Here is an 18,959-nt window from a genome sequence, read left to right as displayed (position 1 = left end):
CAAACTTAGAAGTTATAAATGGCAACTGCATTAATTCGGTTGTCTTCACCTGTTTTACTGCCATTAACAGCTTCTAAAGCAGTACGTTCACCATAGACATACTCAAGACCAAAGCTTAATGGTTTACGCGGGCTATAGAAAATATTTGCCCACCCTTGCCATAAATCTTTGTTAATACTTGTTTTATCTGATGTTGCAGCTATATAGTTAGGGTCTTTATCAAAACTCATATAGCCATAGCCGAGTGTACCGTGAATTTGATCTGTAAATTTTTGGGTAATACCCACCATAATTGAATCAAATTCGCTTTGTGCAGCTATACGACTATCTACAGTAATGGCACCTTTATCATTTAAAGCGGTTACAGCAACGCCTTTATTGGCAAATGATACAAAGCTGCTATCACCTTTAACATGGTAATAATCTGCTTTAAGGGTTGTGCCAGGGACAACTTCATATTTTGCACCTACGCCCACACCCCATGCCATTTCCTCTTCAGAATTAACACGTTTTTCATGGCCCATAGCACGAACACTAACATTTAAATTATCTGCAAATTGATGATTTAAACGTGCTGTCAATGCAGGTAAACGCTGGCTAATTGTGGCATCTTTAGGGTCTTCAGCTGCTACAACCAAATTAGTTTGTGGACTAAATTTTGTAGTATGACGAACCTGAGGTGTACGTTTTACCGCACCACCTACAAATGCCAATGCATCAATGGTTTCTGGCATATAGTCAGGAATGGCAAAGTTTGACCAAGTTTGACCAATCAACCAATTGCCGTAGTTCAAATAAGCATGACGAATACGTAAATTATCAAGATTTGCTCCACCTAAGAAGTCAACTTCAATTTTACCTTTTACGTCTTGATCTCCCACTGGGCTTTTAAAATCTAAACCTAAACGGGTTGCAGAAAGTGTTGATCTTAAACGATCACTTTGTTCCTTATCGCCTTCAAGTGGTACGCCGTTAATTTGGTTATACGGCATATCTTTAGCACCACCTTCAACCTGATAAGACGCATCTAAACGCACATTACCATATAAGTTAAACTCAGCACCTTTGGCTGTTTTCAGAATCGGACTTGGGCTTGCTGAACTGCGTTGTACATTGGCAATTGCATTTGCTGTTTGCGTATTTTGTACTTTTTGCTGTTCTATCAGACCACGTAAAGCTTGAACTTCCTGTCTAAGTTGCTCAATTTCCGTTTGCTGTTGGGTCTGCGCCTGAGCTGCAACACTCATACCGCCCATACTCAATGCAATCATGCTCATCATGAGCGTGCGCTGCATTGTTGGTCGAACCGTTGTAGATTGAAAATTAAAAGATTGGGTTAATGTTTTCGCGTTCATCCTAAACTCGCTTGTTATTGTGCCATCAAATTCTAGCAACAGATCACCATCGCTTACGATGGCGATCTATATCATTGATGACGAAAGATTAATTGAAAGGTATAGAAATTATTGGGTTGCTTTTTGTGCAATTGGATTGCTTTCTACCGCAGGCTCTGCAAGGGCTTTGGCATCTACTGAAGCTTTTAAATTCACCATGAAGATCGCTAAAGCAGCAATTACACCTGGAATCGCAATAGCAAAGAAGTTCATTTGGTGCGGTAAATTCATGGTCAATAATGCGCCAGTTAAGACTGGTCCAACGATCGCGCCGATACGACCAATACCTGATGCCCAGCCCATACCTGTAGAACGTACAGTAGATGGGTAATATTGTGCGACGAAAGTATAAAGCAAGATTTGTGAACCAATGGTTGCTGCACCAGCAACTGCAATTAAGGTGTACAACACAATTTGTGGACTGTTAAAGCCAAGCAGAATTAATGCTGCTGCGCCACAGATAAACATAATGGTGAGTACTTTTTTGATATGGAAGCGGTCAGCCAATGCACCACCACCAATTGCGCCAATCATGCCACCAATATTCAGTGCGAATAGGAAGATCATACTTGCTCCCAATGAATAACCTGCTTGGATCATCAATTTTGGTAACCAGCTGCCCAAAGCATAAACCATTAACAAGCACATGAAGAATGCGATCCAGAACATGAACGTACTGAACATACGGCCTTGCTGGAACAATGCTTTTACAGGTGCTTCATCGCCTTTAGTGACTTCATTTAATACAAACTCAGTGTCACCGTTTAATTGTTGGCTTGGCGAAATTTTTTGCACAATGCTGCGAGTTTGCTCAATTTCTTTCTTGTTGGTCAAATACATAAGTGACTCAGGCAAGAATTTCCAAATTAATGGTAAAGCCATCAATGGAATAATTGCGATGTAGAACATGATTTTCCAGCCAAACTCTGGCACTAACCATGCACCCAACAATGCTGAAGTCATACCGCCAATGGCATAACCACTAAACATCAGCGCAACCAAAGTACTACGAATACGCTTAGGCGCATATTCTGTCATAAGGGCCACAACGTTTGGCATTACCCCGCCAATACCAAGCCCAGCAAGGAAACGTAAAATACCAAATTCGACTGGATTGCTTGCAAACGCACCTAAGAATGTAAAGCCACTGAAAATAGCCACACAAATCATGATGGTTTTTTTACGCCCCAATTTGTCAGAAAGCGTACCGAAGGTCATGGCACCAAACATCATGCCAAATAATGCGGTACTAGCCAGTAAGCCAGCTTGAACTGCACTTAAAGCCCACTCTTGCATGAGCAGCGGCAATGCAACCCCATAAATGACTAAATCATAACCGTCAAAAATAATGATCATCAGACACCAAAACAATACGCCCCAATGGAATGGCGTGAACTTGGCATCATCAATCAAGGTATTGATATTAATTTTATTGCTTTGCATCTTGCTTCACCTCCTAATTGTGAAGTCCGTTACTCCAACTCAGATGCACACAATGAATAAGAAGTTAAAATTTGTCCAAAACTGAATAGGCATGGATGCATACCTAAAAAGTCTAAGAAAATATAAATTATTGATATTTATAAAAATAAAATAGAAAGTGTATAAAAAATGCCGTCATCAGAAATAGTGAAAAAGTTTTTCTCTCTAATTCAGATGACGGCAAATACAAATAAAAAGCACAATAAATTAATGTGTGATTTAATTCTCAATCCATTGATTTAAATTAAATTTATTAGAATACACTACGGTCATAGGTCACAGCTTCCAAGTCATAAACTTGATAGATGCAGTCAAATAAAGAACGAATATCTTCACTTTCATCCATGTTACGAATAGCCATAAAGACTGGACTCACCGCCGCCTCATCTAAAACAGGTATAAAATGCAAATGTGCTAAATGAATATTTTCAGCACTTTCAGGAACCAGACACACCCCTTCACCAGCCGCAACAAAGCCTAAAGCCAGTTGCAGTTCACGTACTTCACGAGTTTTCCTTGGCTCTAGTCCATACTCAGAAAACACACCACGAATTTGCGTAGAGAAGTTAGGTTTATTGTGATTCGGATATAAAAATAGTTGCTGATCAACAACATCGGCCAAATACACCCCTTCTTTTTGCATCGCAAAAGGATGACTTGAATGCACCGCAACCATTAATCTTTCTTCACGCAACAGTATGCGTTTCACCGCAGGATCGGAAATACGCAAACGACCAAATCCGACATCTATACGTCCTTCTTTTAAGGCTTGAATCTGGTCATTGGTGGTCATTTCCACCATTTCTATCTTTAGATGCGGATGCTGCTGCTTAAACAAATATACAATTCTTGACAATAAACCGAACAATAAAGAACCAACAAAGCCAATAGTCACGGTACGATCAGCAATACCTACCCGTTTAGTCATCGACTTAATTTCTTCAGCATTAGACAAAAGTTTAACAGCATGCTGGTAAAAAAATTGGCCTGCTTCCGTGGTCTTAAGCGGTCTGCTACCGCGCTCAAATAGTTGAATTCCAAGTTCTTGTTCTAAATTTTGGATCTGTCTGCTCAAAGGTGGTTGAGCAATAAAGAGTTTTTCTGCTGCCTTGGTGAAACTTTGCTCTTCTACAACAGCAACAAAATAACGTAAATGTCTGAGTTCCATAGCTCAAAATACCTTTTAAGTATAAAAAAATGCAAATTTGATCTTCGACCAATGCAATTTATTCTTTTAAGGTATATCACATAACTGTAATAAAGCAATGATATGAAGGGCAAACCATGTATAAGTCAGTAGAAACTTTGCTGGTGGAAATACCAACCATCCGTCCACATAAGATGGCGGTTGCAACCATGCAAACCCAAACCCTGGTATTAGTCAAAATCACCACTGAAGATGGTTTTGTTGGCTGGGGTGAAGCGACCACAATTGGTGGCTTGGGCTATGGTGAAGAAAGCCCAGAAAGTGTGAAAACCAATATTGAAACATATTTCGCACCATTGCTAAAAACTTTAGCTGGCTTGAACGTTGCGCAAACTTTACAGGTCATTAAAAAGAATATCAATGGTAACCGTTTTGCGAAATGTGCCATTCAAACTGCTTTATTAGATATTCAAGCACAACGCTTAAACCAACCTTTAAGTGAAATTTTAGGTGGTCGTCTACGCAACTCTGTTCCTGTGTTATGGGTGCTTGCATCTGGCGATACAGAAAAAGACATTGCTGAAGCGCAAAAAATGATTGCGGCAAAACGCCACAACACTTTCAAACTCAAAATCGGTTCACGCCCTGTAGAGCAAGACGTTGAACACGTATTAGCCATTAAACAAGCTTTAGGTAAAGACGTTTCTATTCGTGTAGACGTTAACCGTGCTTGGTCAGAACTTGAAGCCATTAAAGGTATCCAACTTCTACAAGATGGTGGTGTAGACCTGATTGAACAGCCATGTGCAATTGACAACATTGATGCCATGGAGCGTTTAACTCGCAAATTTGATATTGCCATCATGGCAGACGAATCATTGATGGGCCCACAAAGTGCTTATCAATTAGCGAAACGCAATGCGGCATCTGTTTTTGCAGTAAAAGTTGCACAGTCTGCTGGTCTGATTGAAGGCTGTGAAGTGGCAACGATTGCACAGTTGGCAGGTATCGACCTATATGGCGGCACCATGCTTGAAGGCCCTGTAGGCACAATTGCATCTGCACACGTGTTCTCTACCTTCCAAAATTTAGCTTATGGCACTGAATTATTTGGCCCATTGCTGCTAACAGAAGAAATTTTAAAAACTCCGCTTCAGTACCAAGACTTTGAATTACACCTTCCAACAGGTGCAGGTCTAGGCATTGAACTGGATGAAGACAAAATTGACAACTTGCGTCGTCAGTAATTAGGAGAAACCCATGCTTTTCCACGTACGTATGGATGTAAACATTCCATTGGATATGCCAGCTGAAACAGCCAACGAAATCAAAGCCGTTGAAAAAGCCTATTCACAGGAATTACAGCATCAAGGCAAGTGGCGTCATATTTGGCGTATTACTGGCCAATATTCAAACATCAGTATTTTTGATGTAGAGAGCAACGAAGAACTGCACAACATTTTACAAGGTCTTCCACTCTACCCTTACATGAATATTGAAGTGATGGCATTGAACCGCCACCCATCTTCAATTCGTGAAGATGACACCTGATACAACACAAGTACTGGAATAAGTCATTTATTCCAGCACCAAAGAAATACACATATTTAACACCAAGTAAACAAGGAATGTGGCAGCTAAATATCTCTTTATTTAAGTCCAGAGATATTCGCCACCACAGCGCACACCTCTAAGGAGTAACAAAATGGATCGTCAAACCATTGAAAATGTAGTTAAAGCTTGTAACGTGGACACTTCAGAAGGTCCAGTAAATGCACGTGTACAACAGGTACTTGTTCGTTTAGTTACAGATTTATTCCAAGCGATTGAAGACTTAGATTTAAGCCAATCAGAAGTTTGGAAAGGTATTGAAACTATCATTGATATTGCAAAAGCTGATGAGTTTGCATTGATGGGTTCTGCTGTAGGTCTTGAACACTTCCTAGACTTACGTGCTGACGAAGCTGACGCGAAAGCAGGCTTGACTGGTGGTACGCCTCGTACAATTGAAGGTCCATTGTATGTTGCTGGTGCGCCTGAATCTACTGGTTTTGCTCGTATGGACGATGGTTCTGAAGAAGGCAAAATCCCTACTTTAATCATTGACGGTACAGTAACTGACACTGACGGCAACATCATTCCTGGTGCTAAAGTTGAAGTATGGCATGCAAACAGCCACGGTAACTATTCATTCTTTGATAAGTCACAAAGCCACTTCAACCTACGTCGCTCAATCTTAGCTGATGAAAAAGGTCAATATGTTGCTCAAACAACTATGCCTGTAGGTTATGGCTTAAACCCTGAAGGTCCACTTCAAGGTGTATTGAACCAAATCTCTCGTCACGGTCAACGTCCAGCACACGTGCACTACTTCATCTCTGCACCTGGCTACCGTAAGCTTACGACTCAGTTCAACATCGAAGGTGATAAATACCTTTGGGACGACTTCGCATTCGGTACTCGTGAAGGTCTAGTTGCTGAAGCTGTAGACGTAACTGACGAAGCTGAAATCGCACGTCGTGGTTTGAAAGGTCCTTTCAAATACATCCAATTCAACGTTGTTCTTCAGAAAGATAAAGAAGGTGCTCCTTCTACTGAAGTTGAACGTCGCCGCGCAAGCGCATAAATTGAATGGAATCGGGATGCAATCATTAGATTCATCCCGATGACTTCCCCTCCTTGGAAAGTCGGAGAAAGGACATGCCTCGTATTCCTGTAATTAACACCAGCCACTTAGACCGCATTGATGAGCTATTGGTTGATGATTTTGAATCTGGTGAATTTAAACTACACCGTTCAGTATTCACAGACCAAGCCCTGTTTGACCTAGAAATGAAATACATTTTTGAAGGCAACTGGGTTTATTTGGCACACGAAAGCCAAATTCCAAACAACAATGACTACTACACCACTTACATTGGCCGTCAGCCAATCATCATTGCACGTAACCGCAATGGCGAATTAAATGCCATGATCAATGCGTGTTCACACCGTGGTGCACAGTTATGTCGTTACAAGCGTGGTAACAAAGCAACTTATACTTGCCCATTCCACGGTTGGACTTTCAACAACTCTGGTAAGTTGTTAAAAGTGAAAGACCCTGCCGATGCGGGTTATTCAGATTGCTTCAACAAAGACGGTTCACACGACTTGAAAAAAGTTGCCCGTTTTGAAAGCTATAAAGGTTTCTTGTTTGGTAGCTTAAACCCAGATGTTCCTTCTTTAGAAGAATACCTAGGTGAAGCAACTAAAATCATTGACATGATTGTAGGTCAATCACAACAAGGTCTTGAAGTTTTACGTGGTTCTTCAACTTACACCTATGAAGGTAACTGGAAGTTAACTGCTGAAAACGGTGCCGATGGTTACCACGTGTCAGCAGTACACTGGAACTACGCTGCAACAACTCAGCAACGTAAAGAAAAAGAAGCTGGCGACAACATTCGTGCTATGAGCGCAGGTTCATGGGGCAAACAAGGCGGTGGTTCTTACGGCTTTGAAAATGGTCACATGCTACTTTGGACACAATGGGCTAACCCAGAAGACCGTCCTAACTTTGCCAAGAAAGATGAATACACCGAGCAATACGGTGAAGCGATGGCGAAATGGATGATCGAACGTTCACGTAACTTGTGTCTATATCCAAACGTGTACTTCATGGATCAGTTCGGTTCACAAATTCGTGTGTTACGTCCGCTGTCTGTAGATAAGACTGAAGTGACTATTTACTGTATCGCACCTGTGGGTGAAGAGCCAGAAGCACGCGCACGCCGTATCCGTCAATACGAAGATTTCTTTAACGCATCAGGTATGGCAACCCCAGACGATCTTGAAGAATTCCGTGCATGTCAAGCAGGTTACGCAGGTATCGCACTTGAGTGGAACGATATGTGCCGTGGCTCTAAGCACTGGATCCAAGGTCCAGACGATGCAGCCAACGAAATTGGTTTAAAACCAAAACTTTCTGGTATTAAAACTGAAGACGAAGGTTTATACCTTGCTCAGCACCAACACTGGTTAGAACTCATCAAACAAGGCATCGCAACTGAAAAAGAAATTGCGGCATCTACTGAAGGAGAAAACGCATGAGCGACATCACTTTAGAAAAAGTTGCACAGTTCCTTTATCAAGAAGCTCGCTTTTTAGATGATGAGCAATGGGATGAGTGGTTACAGTGCTACGCTCCTACTGCTTCTTTCTGGATGCCAGCTTGGGATGACGATGACCAATTAACTACAGATCCACAGTCTGAAATCTCTTTGATTTACTACCCAGACCGTCAAGGTTTGGAAGACCGTGTGTTCCGTATCAAAACTGAACGTTCGTCTGCAACCATGCCAGACACACGTACGAGCCACAACATCAACAACATTGAAATTGTTGAACGTGATGGCGATAAAGTGACTGTACGTTTTAACTGGAACACCTTGAGTTTCCGTTACAAAACCAACTACAGCTACTTTGGTATGTCACGCTACGAAATCGACTTTTCTGGCGACAAACCACAAATTTTAAGCAAGTACGTGGTGCTGAAAAACGATTACATCAACCAAGTAATCGACATTTATCACCTCTAAGACTGTATTGATTTACAGCTAGGTAAACCTTTCAGCCAGATGGAATTTTGGCTGAAAGGTCAAGTTTTAAAGATTTCTATAGGATATTCAGCCATGTCAAACCACAATGTTGCACTTCAATTTGAAGATGGCGTTACACGTTTTATTTCTGTTACAGATGGTGAAACACTGTCAGACGCAGCTTACCGTCAAAAGATCAATATTCCTTTGGACTGCCGTGACGGTGCATGTGGAACGTGCCGTGCGTTTTGTGAATCAGGTTCGTATGACATGCCTGAAGAAACTTATATTGAAGATGCATTGACACCAGAAGAAGCTGAACAAGGCTATATTCTTGCATGCCAATGTAAACCAACTTCAGACGCAGTATTCCAAATTCAAGCCACTTCTGATGTATGTAAAACTGAAATTCATGCATTTGAAGGTACATTGACACGTGTTGAAAACTTATCTGACTCGACTATTACCTTTGATATTCAGTTAGATGAAGGTCAACCAGACATTCACTTCCTTGCAGGTCAATATGTGAATGTGGGTATTCCTGGTACAACAGAAACTCGTTCGTATTCTTTCAGCTCTAAGCCTGGTAACCGCTTAACTGGCTTTGTGGTACGTAACGTACCAAACGGAAAAATGAGCGAATTCTTAAGCCAAAACGCTAAAGCTGGCGACAAAATGACCTTTACTGGTCCATTTGGTAGCTTCTACCTACGTAATGTAGCACGCCCTGTGGTGATGTTAGCGGGTGGTACAGGTATTGCGCCATTTATGTCTATGCTGCAAGTGCTTGAAGAAAAAGGTTCTGAGCACCCTGTACGTTTAGTCTTTGGTGTGACCAATGACTTTGACTTAGTCGCAATTGAAAAATTAAACGAACTACAAGAAAAATTCTCTTGGTTCGAGTATCGCACTGTAGTGGCAAATCCAGAATCTGCACATGAGCGTAAAGGTTACGTGACTGGCCATATCGAAAACGAATGGCTCAACGGTGGTGATGTAGACATCTACCTATGTGGTCCAGTGCCAATGGTAGAAGCGGTACGTGGCTGGTTAGATGCAGAAGGTGTTAAACCTGCAAGCTTCCTATTTGAAAAATTCTCTGCCAACTAAGTTTGTTAGACAGTCTAGAAACATAGTCGGAGAATACAATGAATCGCTCAAAAAGATTTGAAAACAAAGTTGTAATCGTGACTGGTGCCGCTCAAGGCATTGGTCGCGGTGTGGCTTTACAAGTGGCTAGCGAAGGCGCACAAGTAGTCATGGCTGACCTTTCTCCTTATGTAGAAGAAGTGTTGGCTGAAATTGAAGAGCTTGGTGGCGATGCTGTTACTGTAAAAGCCAATCTTGAAACTTTTGCAGGCGCAGAATCTGTTGTTGCAAAAGCACTCGATACCTATGGCCGTGTCGATGTACTCATCAACAACGTCGGTGGCGCAATTTGGATGAAACCTTTCCAAGAATTTTCTGAAGAAGAAATTATCAAGGAAGTGAATCGTTCATTGTTCCCAACCCTATGGTGCTGCCGTGCCGTGTTGCCAGAAATGATTAAGAATCAAAAAGGTACGATTGTAAACGTATCTTCTATTGCAACACGTGGTATTAACCGTGTGCCGTATTCGGCTTCAAAAGGCGGTGTGAATGGCTTAACCGCTTCCCTTGCCTTTGAACACGCCAAAGACGGTATTCGTGTCAATGCAATTGCCACAGGCGGCACTGAAGCACCACCACGCAAAGTACCACGTAACGCCAACCCGCTTTCTGAATCAGAACAAGCGTGGATGCAAGAAGTTGTAGATCAAACAATTGATCGTACTTTCTTGGGTCGTTACGGCACTATTCAGGAACAAGTGAATGCTATTTTATTCCTTGCTTCTGATGAATCATCGTACATGACAGGTACTGTTGTACCTGTAGGTGGTGGTGATCAGGGTTAAGCCAAGATCATGACCAACTTTAACAGGATCATTGCTTGATGCAAGGAGGCAAATATTCAATGAGTCACCTGTTCCAAACTTTAAAAAATGACTGGTCAATTTCAGCCACTGTTGCAGGATTCTTAGCAGTGCTGATCTCCTATTCGGGTCCATTGATCATCTTTTTTCAGGCAGCACAGCAAGCCCAAGTTTCCCCAGACATGATGATTTCATGGATTTGGGGAATTTCTATTGGTGCTGCAGTCGCAGGTATCTTTTTATCAATTAAGTATAAAGTACCTGTGGTGACCGCTTGGTCTGCACCGGGTACAGCCTTACTGGTAACGCTGTTTCCAGATATTTCTTTAAATGAAGCCGTTGCTGCTTACATCACCTCTGCCGTGGTGATTTTTTTGATTGGAATTACAGGTTATTTTGACAAACTTTTGTCATGGATTCCCAAAGAAGTTGCCGCAGGCATGATGGCGGGAATTTTGGTGCAGTTTGGTTTAGGTTTATTTACTGCAAGCGACAGCATGCCCTATATTGTATTTGGCATGTTGGCAGTATTTTTACTGGCGAAACGTTTCAGTCCTCGCTATGCAATGATTTGGGTATTGGCAGCAGGAATTGTACTGAGCTTAATGTTTGGTCAAATCAACCCAGTCAATACCAATTTTAGTTTGGCAATTCCACAGTTTATTGCGCCTGAATGGACATGGAATTCTACGCTTAACCTTGCATTACCTTTGATTTTAGTCAGCCTGTCTGGACAGTTTTTACCAGGTATGGCAATTATGAAAATCAGCGGTTATGACATGCCAGCCAAACCGATCATCAGCGCGACCAGTATTGCTTCGCTTGCGGTGGCGTGTGTGGGAGGTATTACCATTGTACTTGCCTCAATTACCGCAGCATTATGTTTAGGTAAAGATGCACATGAACTGAAAGAAAAGCGCTATATCGCAGGTGTGGCAAACGGTATTTTCTATATTTTAGGTGGGTTATTTGCAGGTAGCATCGTCATGCTATTTAGCTTATTGCCCAAAGAACTGATTGCAGCTTTGGCGGGTCTGGCACTGTTAGGTGCTATTGCCACCAATATTTCTGTTGCAATGGGTCAGGAATCACAACGTGATGCAGCCCTCATCACCTTTTTAGCAACCGCCTCTGGCATGCAGTTTTTAGGGCTAAGTTCTGTATTTTGGGGGATCTGTATTGGTTTGATCGCTCATTTGGTTTTAACCAAACGTGACAACTCAGCAGCGCCCCTACCTTCAACTCAAAGTTCCAAAAGTTAATGGACAGGCAATTGTCTAGGACACATTATGATTGATAAAAGTCAAACTTCTTTAACAGAAGTTCTTTCGCAAATTAAAGATGGTTCAACCATCATGATTGGTGGTTTTGGTACCGCAGGTCAACCAGCGGAACTCATTGATGGTTTGATTGAACTTGGCATCAAAGATTTAATTATTGTGAACAACAACGCAGGTAATGGCGACTACGGTTTGGCTAAATTACTCAAAGCGGGTGCAGTACGTAAAATCATCTGTTCATTCCCACGTCAGTCTGACTCTTGGGTGTTTGATGAGTTGTATCGTGCAGGCAAAATCGAACTTGAACTTGTGCCACAAGGTAACTTGGCATGCCGTATTCAGGCTGCTGGTATGGGCTTAGGGCCAATCTACACCCCTACAGGTTTTGGTACGTTGCTTGCAGAAGGCAAACCAACCCTAAATTATGAAGGTAAAGATTACGTTCTTGAAAACCCAATTCGTGCGGACTTTGCTTTAATTAAAGCACAGCAAGGCGACCGTTGGGGCAACTTGGTGTACCGCAAATCTGCACGTAACTTTGGCCCAATCATGGCTATGGCGGCAGATGTGACCATTGCGCAAGTTTCTGAAGTGGTAGAGTTGGGTGCGTTAGACCCTGAACACATTATCACCCCAGGTATTTTTGTTCAGCACGTTGTTGCCGTTGGCGCAAAACAACCTGAACAATCTGCATAACTGTCACGTGAAGGAGAACATCATGAGCTATACCAAATTAACACGTGATCAAATTGCTGAACGTGTGGCGCAAGACATTCCAGACGGTGCTTATGTCAACCTTGGCATTGGCTTACCAACTAAAATTTCTAACTACCTGCCTTCAGACAAAGACGTATTCTTACACTCTGAAAATGGTTTATTGGCATTTGGTCCACCACCACCTGCAGGCGAAGAAGACCCTGAACTGATCAACGCGGGTAAAGAGTTCGTCACCATGCTCACAGGCGGTTCATTCTTCCATCATGGTGACTCATTTGCCATGATGCGTGGTGGTCACTTAGACATCGCAGTACTAGGTGCATTCCAAGTCGCTGAAAATGGCGACTTAGCAAACTGGCACACTGGCGCGCCAGATGCCATTCCTGCCGTAGGTGGTGCAATGGACTTGGCCGTTGGTGCGAAAAAAGTCTTTATTACGACTGACCACGTGACCAAAAAAGGCGAAGCTAAAATTGTGGCTGAACTGACTTATCCTGCTACAGGTTTAAAATGTGTAGACCGCATTTACACAGACTTGTGTGTGATTGACGTGACAGATGAAGGCATGAAAGTGATTGAGAAAGTTGAAGGCTTAAGCTTTGAAGAGCTGCAATCTTTAACTGGCGCTAAACTGATTGATGCGACTCAATGAGTATAAATAGACAGACATCGCTATTTTAAACGACGCATTGAATAGAGATTGAACGTTCCTTCTCTTGCGCCATATATGGCTCAGGGCGAAGGTTATGATGAAGGGAATTTCCAAACATCCTCTCCCTAACCCTCTCCTTCAAAGGAGAGGGAACTTTATAAAGAAGAGAATACTCCATGAAAAACGCATATATCATTGATGCCATCCGTACCCCATTTGGTCGTTATGCAGGTGGTTTAGCACCTTTACGTGCAGATGACTTAGGCGCTCTCCCAATCAAAGCCCTTATGCAACGCAACCCATCAGTTAAATGGGAACTGGTTGATGACGTGATTTACGGCTGTGCCAACCAAGCTGGTGAAGATAACCGTAACGTAGGTCGTATGTCTGCACTTTTAGCAGGTTTACCGTACCAAGTGCCTGCAACCACTGTGAACCGTTTATGTGGCTCATCGCTTGACGCTATTGCAATGGCTGCACGTGCAATTAAAGCAGGTGAAGCCAACTTAATTATTGCAGGCGGTGTAGAATCAATGAGCCGCGCACCATTTGTAATGGGCAAATCAGAATCTGCTTATGGTCGTAGTCAGAAAATTGAAGACACCACTATGGGCTGGCGTTTCATTAACCCAAAACTTAAAGAAATGTACGGCGTAGAAACTATGCCGCAAACCGCTGAAAACGTAGCGGAACAGTTCAATATTAACCGTGCCGATCAAGACTTGTTTGCTTTAACTAGCCAGCAACGTACAGCAGCTGCACAAGCACGTGGTTTCTTTGATAAAGAAATTATTGCGGTGGAAATTCCACAACGTAAAGGTGAACCTGTAGTTGTATCTACAGACGAGCACCCGCGTGCATCAACCACAGCAGAAGCTTTGGCAAAATTGAAGCCTGTAGTAAAAGCTGAAGGTACTGTAACTGCGGGTAATGCGTCAGGCATTAACGATGGTGCAGCTGCCCTACTGATTGCATCTGAAGAAGCGGTAGCACAACACGGTTTAAAACCACGTGCCAAAATTATTGGTTCGACTGTTGTGGGTGTTGAACCACGCATTATGGGTTTTGGTCCTGCACCTGCCATTAAAAAATTATTGGCACAAACAGGTTTGAGCCTTGAGCAAATGGATGTGATTGAACTGAACGAAGCCTTTGCAGCACAAGCTTTGGCTTGTACCCGTGATTTGGGTATTGAAGATGGTTCAGAAAAAGTCAATCCAAATGGTGGCGCAATTGCTCTAGGTCACCCACTAGGTGCATCAGGTGCGCGTCTGGTGACGACTGCACTGAACCAACTTGAACAAACAGGCGGTAAATACGGTCTATGTTCAATGTGTATTGGTGTCGGTCAAGGTATTGCTTTGATCATTGAACGTGTTTAATCGCTGAATGCTCTTTCCTCCCTCCTTGATTCAAGGAGGGAGGAAAGAGGATTAAAAAAGCCTAGGATATAAAAAATGCCAACATTTACATCAAATGATGCACAAATCAATTACCAAACTTTTGGTGATGCTGCAAAACCTGCACTGATTTTTTCAAACTCGCTCGGAACCAACTTCAAAATGTGGCAAGCACAGATTGATTTTTTCCAGCAAGATTTCTTTGTGATTTGTTATGACACCCGTGGTCATGGTGCTTCATCTGCGCCACAAGGGCCATATAGCATTGATCAATTGGGTCAAGACGTTGTAAATCTACTTGACCACTTGAATATTGAAAAAGCGGCTTTCTGTGGTATTTCCATGGGTGGTTTGACAGGTCAATGGTTAGCGATTCATCGTCCAGAGCGCTTTAATCAGGTGGTGGTGTGTAATACTGCAGCAAAAATTGGTCAGGAACAGGCTTGGAATGACCGTGCTGCATTGGTACGTGAACAAGGTCTGCAACCGATTGCATCTACTGCAGCATCACGCTGGTTTACTGAACCCTTTATCCAAAGCAACGCGACAGTGGTCAACAATCTTCAAAACGACTTGGCAGCTGGCAGCGCCGAAGGTTATGCGAGCTGTTGCGAAGCTTTGGCTAAAGCGGATGTACGCAAACAACTCAAAGACATTACTGTGCCTGTTTTAGTGGTTGCTGGTCAGCAAGACCCTGTCACTACAGTTGCAGATGGTCAGTTTATGGTTGAACGTATTGCCAACAGCCAATTGTTTGAAATCAATGCATCGCACATTTCTAATGTGGAATTGCCAAATGAATTTAACCAAGCGGTGAAGCAATTTATCCAATAATTGCCACTTTAAAAAATATAGATTATTCAAAATAGAGCTCTTTCGAGAGCTCTATTTTTTTATAGAGGAATACGCAAATTAGACAGACTGGGCTTAAACTAGCTCCACAGCAATTGCTGTTGCTTCACCGCCACCAATACACAATGACGCAATGCCTTTTTTCGCACCAATTCGTTTAAGTGCATGAATGAGCGTCACAATAATACGTGAGCCTGAAGAACCCAAAGGATGCCCTAAAGCACACGCTCCGCCCTGAATATTCACTTTAGCAGGGTCTAAATCGAAGGCATCTATTGCCAACATCGTCACCATGGCAAAGGCTTCGTTAATTTCCCATAAGTCTACATCTGCAACAGACCAACCTGCTTTATCTAGCACTTTTTGAATCGCGCCTACAGGAGCAATGGTAAACTCAGAGGGATGCTGTGAATTAGTCGCGTATGCCACAACCTTCGCCAATGGCTGCAATCCACGTTCTGCTGCAACTGTATCTGAGGTAATGACTAACGCGGATGCACCGTCTGAAATTGAACTGGCATTGGCGGCTGTAATCGTGCCATCTTTTTTAAATGCAGGACGTAAACTGGCAATTTTATCGACCTTAGCATTTAAAGGCTGCTCATCCTGATCAATTACTACCTCACCCTTACGGCTTGTTACGGTCACAGGTACAATTTCATTTTTAAAATAACCGTTTTGAATCGCATCTACCGCACGATTTAAAGAGCGAATGGCATATTCATCTTGTTGTTCACGGGTGTAATTTTTCTTGTCTGCCATTTCTTGCGCCAATACACCCATCGACAAGCCTGTTTCAGCATCTTCTAAACCTTCCTGAAACATGTGGTCTGTGACTTTGCCATGCCCCATGCGAAAGCCCGCACGTGCTTTATCTAACAAATACGGCGCATTTGACATAGACTCCATACCACCTGCAACCACAATTTGCGCTGAACCCGCCTGAATTGCATCTGCAGCCTGCATCACCGCTTTCATCCCAGAACCACAAATTTTATTGATGGTGGTTGCACCTGTGCTGTCGGGTAAACCTGCCTGACGCATCGCCTGACGCGCAGGCCCTTGTTTTAAACCTGCTGGCAGTACACAACCAAAAATTACTTCATCAATATCTGTTGCACATAAGCCTGAACGGGCAACCGCTTGCTGAATCGCGACAGCGCCTAAATCGGGTGCAGTACAACTGGCCAATGAACCTTGAAATCCGCCCATTGCGGTACGTACAGCATCTACAATGACAATCATTTTTTATTCCCTTATTACCGTCTTTTTAAGTTCTTCGCGTAAAAGCCACACTTTAATTCGCTTTTAATAACATCCCTGTGGGTTTCAAAGTAAATCACGTTAAATGTAAATCAAAAGATCAACTGATATTCAGGCAAATGGCTGAATTATGAGCTTGATTAGCGTTTAGCTTTTACTGCTACTCCCAGAAAAATAGAATAAAACGTTATAGAATCCAATTTTATTTCACCAAAATGACCTCTTTGGTTCAGTTTTATTGACAACAAATTTCAGTTATGGATTGTGCTATTTTTCACGTAATCCGTCATCCGTAAATACATAGGTATTTTTAACCAATCATTTGTATCGGGTTTCAAGACCTTGGTGCTATTTGCAAGCATACAAAACTGTTTTAGACTGCAACTTTGTTAGATTTGTTGTATTTGGACTATTCAATGACGACCCTACGCCAAGAAAATTTCCGACGTCGCAAAGAGAAAATTTTGGCAATGGCTGAAATTTTATTACTTGAAAATCATAATGAGATTACGCTAAGTGAACTGGCTGCAGAATTAGACATCGCCAAAGGCACAATTTATAAATATTTTAAGAGCAAAAACCAGCTGTATTTGGAACTGATTATTTTAAATGAACAGCGCTTGCTGGAAATTTCCAAAAAATATCGTGACCATTTTAAAACTTATGTATCGCAATACATGCTGTATAACATGCTCAATTCCAATCGCACGATTTTACTGCATTCCATTGAAGAGCGACTGACCAATAACGAGCGTAAACTGAATGAGTTGTTTGAACAACTGTATGATGTACGTGAGCAACGGATTCTAGAAATTAAAGATATTACACAAGCTTATCTGGAATCATTTAACAGTGCCATGTCTATTCGTGATTATCTGTCTTATATTTGGACAGTGACTTATGGTGCTTCGTTATTACTCAATTCTACGCATTATCAAAAAGCGATCGGTTCACGTGAGCGTTTAATTAAGTTGTATATCAATCAAGCGCTAATGACGCCAGATAAAGTATCTTCTATTGCTTAGCCATACTCTAGGAACAAAAAAAATCCCAAAGTCAAAACTTTGGGATTTTTTTATAGGATTCTGACTGTCTGAAGACACATCATTCTGCACTAATATCTTCAAATAAAACTGAAGATAAATAACGCTCACCGCTATCAGGTAAAATTACGACAATATTTTTCCCAGCATTTTCAGGGCGTGCTGCCAGTTTTGCTGCTGCTGCCATAGCAGCACCACTTGAAATACCCACTAAAATGCCTTCATGCGTTGCTGTTTTACGTGCCCATTCAATTGCTTCAGCACTTTCAATGGCAATGACTTCATCAACCAAGTCTAAATCTAGGTTCTTTGGAATGAAGTTTGCACCAATGCCCTGAATTTTATGAGGTGCAGGTGTAATTGCCTCACCACGTTTCGTTTGCCCAATAATTGGAGATTCGGCTGGTTCAACTGCAACCGTATGCAATGCCTGACCTTTCACTTTCTCAAAATAGCGAGAAATACCTGAAATTGTCCCGCCTGTACCCACACCTGCCACTAGAATATCGACTTTACCGCCTGTTGCTGTCCAAATTTCTGGGCCTGTGGTTTCTTCATGGATTTGTGGATTGGCTGGGTTATTGAACTGCTGTGGTAAATAATACGTTTCAGGCTGTTCAGTCGCCAAACGCTCTGCTTCTTCTACTGCACCTTTCATGCCTTTAGCAGGCTCTGTCAGTACCAAATTTGCACCTAAAGCTTTCAATACTTTACGGCGCTCAATACTCATACTTGCAGGCATAGTCAGGGTAATGTCATAACCTTTAGCTGCTGCCACAAAAGCCAATGCAATGCCTGTATTACCGCTGGTTGGCTCTACAATGTGCATCCCCGCTTTTAATACACCACGTTTTTCTGCATCTGCAATTAAAGCAGCACCAATACGACATTTCACTGAAAATGCTGGGTTACGGCTTTCAACTTTCGCCAAAACCGTTGCACCACCTGAAATTAAACGGTTAATACGTACCAATGGTGTATTACCAATGGCTTCTGCATTGTTGCTGTATACTGCAATGCCTAAATTTTCTGGTGTTGGAAAAGCTGCATCTGTGGTCATGTTTATTCCCTAAATTCGTTATATACAAGATAAGATTCAATTTATCATACATTTTTATCTAAATTTTTGGTGAAGTTTAGCCAAAAATGTTTTATACAAAAAAATGATTAGCTTTCAAAATAATGCGAATTAGAATGTGC

At 42.1% G+C, this 18,959-nt stretch carries 18 protein-coding genes; 13 read left to right on the top strand and 5 right to left on the bottom strand.

The genetic code is table 11. From position 1 onward, the window contains the following. Nucleotides 1-5 precede the first annotated feature (5 nt). The 3 genes from ACNS8M_RS06340 to ACNS8M_RS06330 form a co-directional block, all read right to left on the bottom strand. Nucleotides 6-1,355, bottom strand: coding sequence for a DcaP family trimeric outer membrane transporter (locus tag ACNS8M_RS06340; RefSeq protein ID WP_419225296.1), 1,350 nt, complete (start codon nt 1,353-1,355; stop codon nt 6-8). A gap of 108 nt (nt 1,356-1,463) precedes the next feature. Continuing rightward, nucleotides 1,464-2,837 (bottom strand): MFS transporter, encoded by a 1,374-nt coding sequence (locus ACNS8M_RS06335; protein WP_168418276.1) that lies wholly within the window; start codon nt 2,835-2,837, stop codon nt 1,464-1,466. A 292-nt stretch (nt 2,838-3,129) separates the two neighbouring features. Continuing rightward, nucleotides 3,130-4,044: a LysR substrate-binding domain-containing protein gene (locus tag ACNS8M_RS06330; RefSeq protein ID WP_419225295.1), complete on the bottom strand. Its 915-nt coding sequence runs from the start codon at nt 4,042-4,044 to the stop codon at nt 3,130-3,132. A 116-nt stretch (nt 4,045-4,160) separates the two neighbouring features. On the opposite strand from ACNS8M_RS06330, the gene ACNS8M_RS06325 reads away from it, so the two are divergent. The 12 genes from ACNS8M_RS06325 to pcaD all read left to right on the top strand — a co-directional run bounded on the left by ACNS8M_RS06325 (nt 4,161) and on the right by pcaD (nt 15,435). Continuing rightward, a complete protein-coding gene (locus tag ACNS8M_RS06325) occupies nt 4,161-5,270 on the top strand; it encodes a muconate/chloromuconate family cycloisomerase (protein ID WP_104851981.1) in 1,110 nt (369 codons plus the stop codon). Between the two features lie 13 nt (nt 5,271-5,283). Next, nucleotides 5,284-5,574, top strand: a complete 291-nt coding sequence (catC, locus tag ACNS8M_RS06320; RefSeq protein ID WP_168418274.1) for a muconolactone Delta-isomerase — start codon at nt 5,284-5,286, stop codon at nt 5,572-5,574. A 154-nt stretch (nt 5,575-5,728) separates the two neighbouring features. Next, complete coding sequence (catA, locus tag ACNS8M_RS06315; protein WP_131261935.1) at nt 5,729-6,649, top strand: catechol 1,2-dioxygenase; 921 nt, start codon at nt 5,729-5,731, stop codon at nt 6,647-6,649. 74 nt (nt 6,650-6,723) lie between these two features. Beyond that, the gene (benA, locus tag ACNS8M_RS06310) at nt 6,724-8,112 is read left to right on the top strand and encodes a benzoate 1,2-dioxygenase large subunit (RefSeq protein ID WP_131261936.1); all 1,389 of its coding nucleotides are present in this window, start codon (nt 6,724-6,726) and stop codon (nt 8,110-8,112) included. After that, complete coding sequence (benB, locus tag ACNS8M_RS06305) at nt 8,109-8,600, top strand: benzoate 1,2-dioxygenase small subunit (RefSeq protein ID WP_131261937.1); 492 nt, start codon at nt 8,109-8,111, stop codon at nt 8,598-8,600. Before benA ends, benB begins: the two co-directional genes overlap by 4 nt. Nucleotides 8,601-8,693: 93 nt before the next feature. Beyond that, nucleotides 8,694-9,710: a benzoate 1,2-dioxygenase electron transfer component BenC gene (gene benC / locus ACNS8M_RS06300; RefSeq protein WP_419225294.1), complete on the top strand. Its 1,017-nt coding sequence runs from the start codon at nt 8,694-8,696 to the stop codon at nt 9,708-9,710. A gap of 38 nt (nt 9,711-9,748) precedes the next feature. Continuing rightward, the gene (gene benD, locus ACNS8M_RS06295) at nt 9,749-10,534 is read left to right on the top strand and encodes a benzoate diol dehydrogenase BenD (protein WP_160241299.1); all 786 of its coding nucleotides are present in this window, start codon (nt 9,749-9,751) and stop codon (nt 10,532-10,534) included. 59 nt (nt 10,535-10,593) lie between these two features. Next, the gene (gene benE / locus ACNS8M_RS06290) at nt 10,594-11,814 is read left to right on the top strand and encodes a benzoate/H(+) symporter BenE (RefSeq protein WP_168418272.1); all 1,221 of its coding nucleotides are present in this window, start codon (nt 10,594-10,596) and stop codon (nt 11,812-11,814) included. A gap of 27 nt (nt 11,815-11,841) precedes the next feature. After that, nucleotides 11,842-12,528, top strand: a complete 687-nt coding sequence (locus tag ACNS8M_RS06285) for a 3-oxoacid CoA-transferase subunit A (RefSeq protein WP_104851986.1) — start codon at nt 11,842-11,844, stop codon at nt 12,526-12,528. A 22-nt stretch (nt 12,529-12,550) separates the two neighbouring features. Further along, nucleotides 12,551-13,201, top strand: coding sequence for a 3-oxoacid CoA-transferase subunit B (locus ACNS8M_RS06280; protein ID WP_168418271.1), 651 nt, complete (start codon nt 12,551-12,553; stop codon nt 13,199-13,201). 176 nt (nt 13,202-13,377) lie between these two features. Beyond that, the gene (gene pcaF, locus ACNS8M_RS06275) at nt 13,378-14,583 is read left to right on the top strand and encodes a 3-oxoadipyl-CoA thiolase (protein WP_194558217.1); all 1,206 of its coding nucleotides are present in this window, start codon (nt 13,378-13,380) and stop codon (nt 14,581-14,583) included. A gap of 75 nt (nt 14,584-14,658) precedes the next feature. After that, the gene (gene pcaD, locus ACNS8M_RS06270) at nt 14,659-15,435 is read left to right on the top strand and encodes a 3-oxoadipate enol-lactonase (protein WP_419225293.1); all 777 of its coding nucleotides are present in this window, start codon (nt 14,659-14,661) and stop codon (nt 15,433-15,435) included. A gap of 93 nt (nt 15,436-15,528) precedes the next feature. Here pcaD and ACNS8M_RS06265 read toward each other — a convergent pair whose 3' ends face one another. Next, on the bottom strand, nt 15,529-16,698 hold the full coding sequence (locus tag ACNS8M_RS06265) for a thiolase family protein (protein WP_168461134.1): 1,170 nt from the start codon (nt 16,696-16,698) through the stop codon (nt 15,529-15,531). A 434-nt stretch (nt 16,699-17,132) separates the two neighbouring features. Between ACNS8M_RS06265 and ACNS8M_RS06260 the strand changes: the two genes are divergently transcribed. Beyond that, nucleotides 17,133-17,741, top strand: a complete 609-nt coding sequence (locus ACNS8M_RS06260; RefSeq protein WP_168418267.1) for a TetR/AcrR family transcriptional regulator — start codon at nt 17,133-17,135, stop codon at nt 17,739-17,741. 79 nt (nt 17,742-17,820) lie between these two features. Here the strand turns inward: ACNS8M_RS06260 and cysK are convergent, their stop codons facing one another. Beyond that, complete coding sequence (gene cysK / locus ACNS8M_RS06255; protein WP_286429264.1) at nt 17,821-18,819, bottom strand: cysteine synthase A; 999 nt, start codon at nt 18,817-18,819, stop codon at nt 17,821-17,823. Nucleotides 18,820-18,959: the final 140 nt, after the last annotated feature.

The sequence above is a fragment of the Acinetobacter sp. A2 genome (assembly GCF_048537555.1).
Lineage (GTDB): Bacteria > Pseudomonadota > Gammaproteobacteria > Pseudomonadales > Moraxellaceae > Acinetobacter.
This window is presented reverse-complemented; position numbering and strand designations above follow the sequence as displayed.

Excerpts from the sequence above, each read along its gene's own strand:
- ACNS8M_RS06260 (WP_168418267.1), top strand. The coding sequence starts at position 17,133 with ATGACGACCCTACGCCAAGAAAATTTCCGACGTCGCAAAGAGAAAATT.
- pcaD (WP_419225293.1), top strand. The coding sequence starts at position 14,659 with ATGCCAACATTTACATCAAATGATGCACAAATCAATTACCAAACTTTT.
- pcaF (WP_194558217.1), top strand. The coding sequence starts at position 13,378 with ATGAAAAACGCATATATCATTGATGCCATCCGTACCCCATTTGGTCGT.
- ACNS8M_RS06325 (WP_104851981.1), top strand. The coding sequence starts at position 4,161 with ATGTATAAGTCAGTAGAAACTTTGCTGGTGGAAATACCAACCATCCGT.
- ACNS8M_RS06335 (WP_168418276.1), bottom strand. The coding sequence starts at position 2,837 with ATGCAAAGCAATAAAATTAATATCAATACCTTGATTGATGATGCCAAG.
- ACNS8M_RS06280 (WP_168418271.1), top strand. The coding sequence starts at position 12,551 with ATGAGCTATACCAAATTAACACGTGATCAAATTGCTGAACGTGTGGCG.
- ACNS8M_RS06330 (WP_419225295.1), bottom strand. The coding sequence starts at position 4,044 with ATGGAACTCAGACATTTACGTTATTTTGTTGCTGTTGTAGAAGAGCAA.
- ACNS8M_RS06340 (WP_419225296.1), bottom strand. The coding sequence starts at position 1,355 with ATGAACGCGAAAACATTAACCCAATCTTTTAATTTTCAATCTACAACG.
- benE (WP_168418272.1), top strand. The coding sequence starts at position 10,594 with ATGAGTCACCTGTTCCAAACTTTAAAAAATGACTGGTCAATTTCAGCC.
- ACNS8M_RS06285 (WP_104851986.1), top strand. The coding sequence starts at position 11,842 with ATGATTGATAAAAGTCAAACTTCTTTAACAGAAGTTCTTTCGCAAATT.
- catA (WP_131261935.1), top strand. The coding sequence starts at position 5,729 with ATGGATCGTCAAACCATTGAAAATGTAGTTAAAGCTTGTAACGTGGAC.
- benA (WP_131261936.1), top strand. The coding sequence starts at position 6,724 with ATGCCTCGTATTCCTGTAATTAACACCAGCCACTTAGACCGCATTGAT.
- ACNS8M_RS06265 (WP_168461134.1), bottom strand. The coding sequence starts at position 16,698 with ATGATTGTCATTGTAGATGCTGTACGTACCGCAATGGGCGGATTTCAA.
- benD (WP_160241299.1), top strand. The coding sequence starts at position 9,749 with ATGAATCGCTCAAAAAGATTTGAAAACAAAGTTGTAATCGTGACTGGT.
- catC (WP_168418274.1), top strand. The coding sequence starts at position 5,284 with ATGCTTTTCCACGTACGTATGGATGTAAACATTCCATTGGATATGCCA.
- benB (WP_131261937.1), top strand. The coding sequence starts at position 8,109 with ATGAGCGACATCACTTTAGAAAAAGTTGCACAGTTCCTTTATCAAGAA.
- benC (WP_419225294.1), top strand. The coding sequence starts at position 8,694 with ATGTCAAACCACAATGTTGCACTTCAATTTGAAGATGGCGTTACACGT.
- cysK (WP_286429264.1), bottom strand. The coding sequence starts at position 18,819 with ATGACCACAGATGCAGCTTTTCCAACACCAGAAAATTTAGGCATTGCA.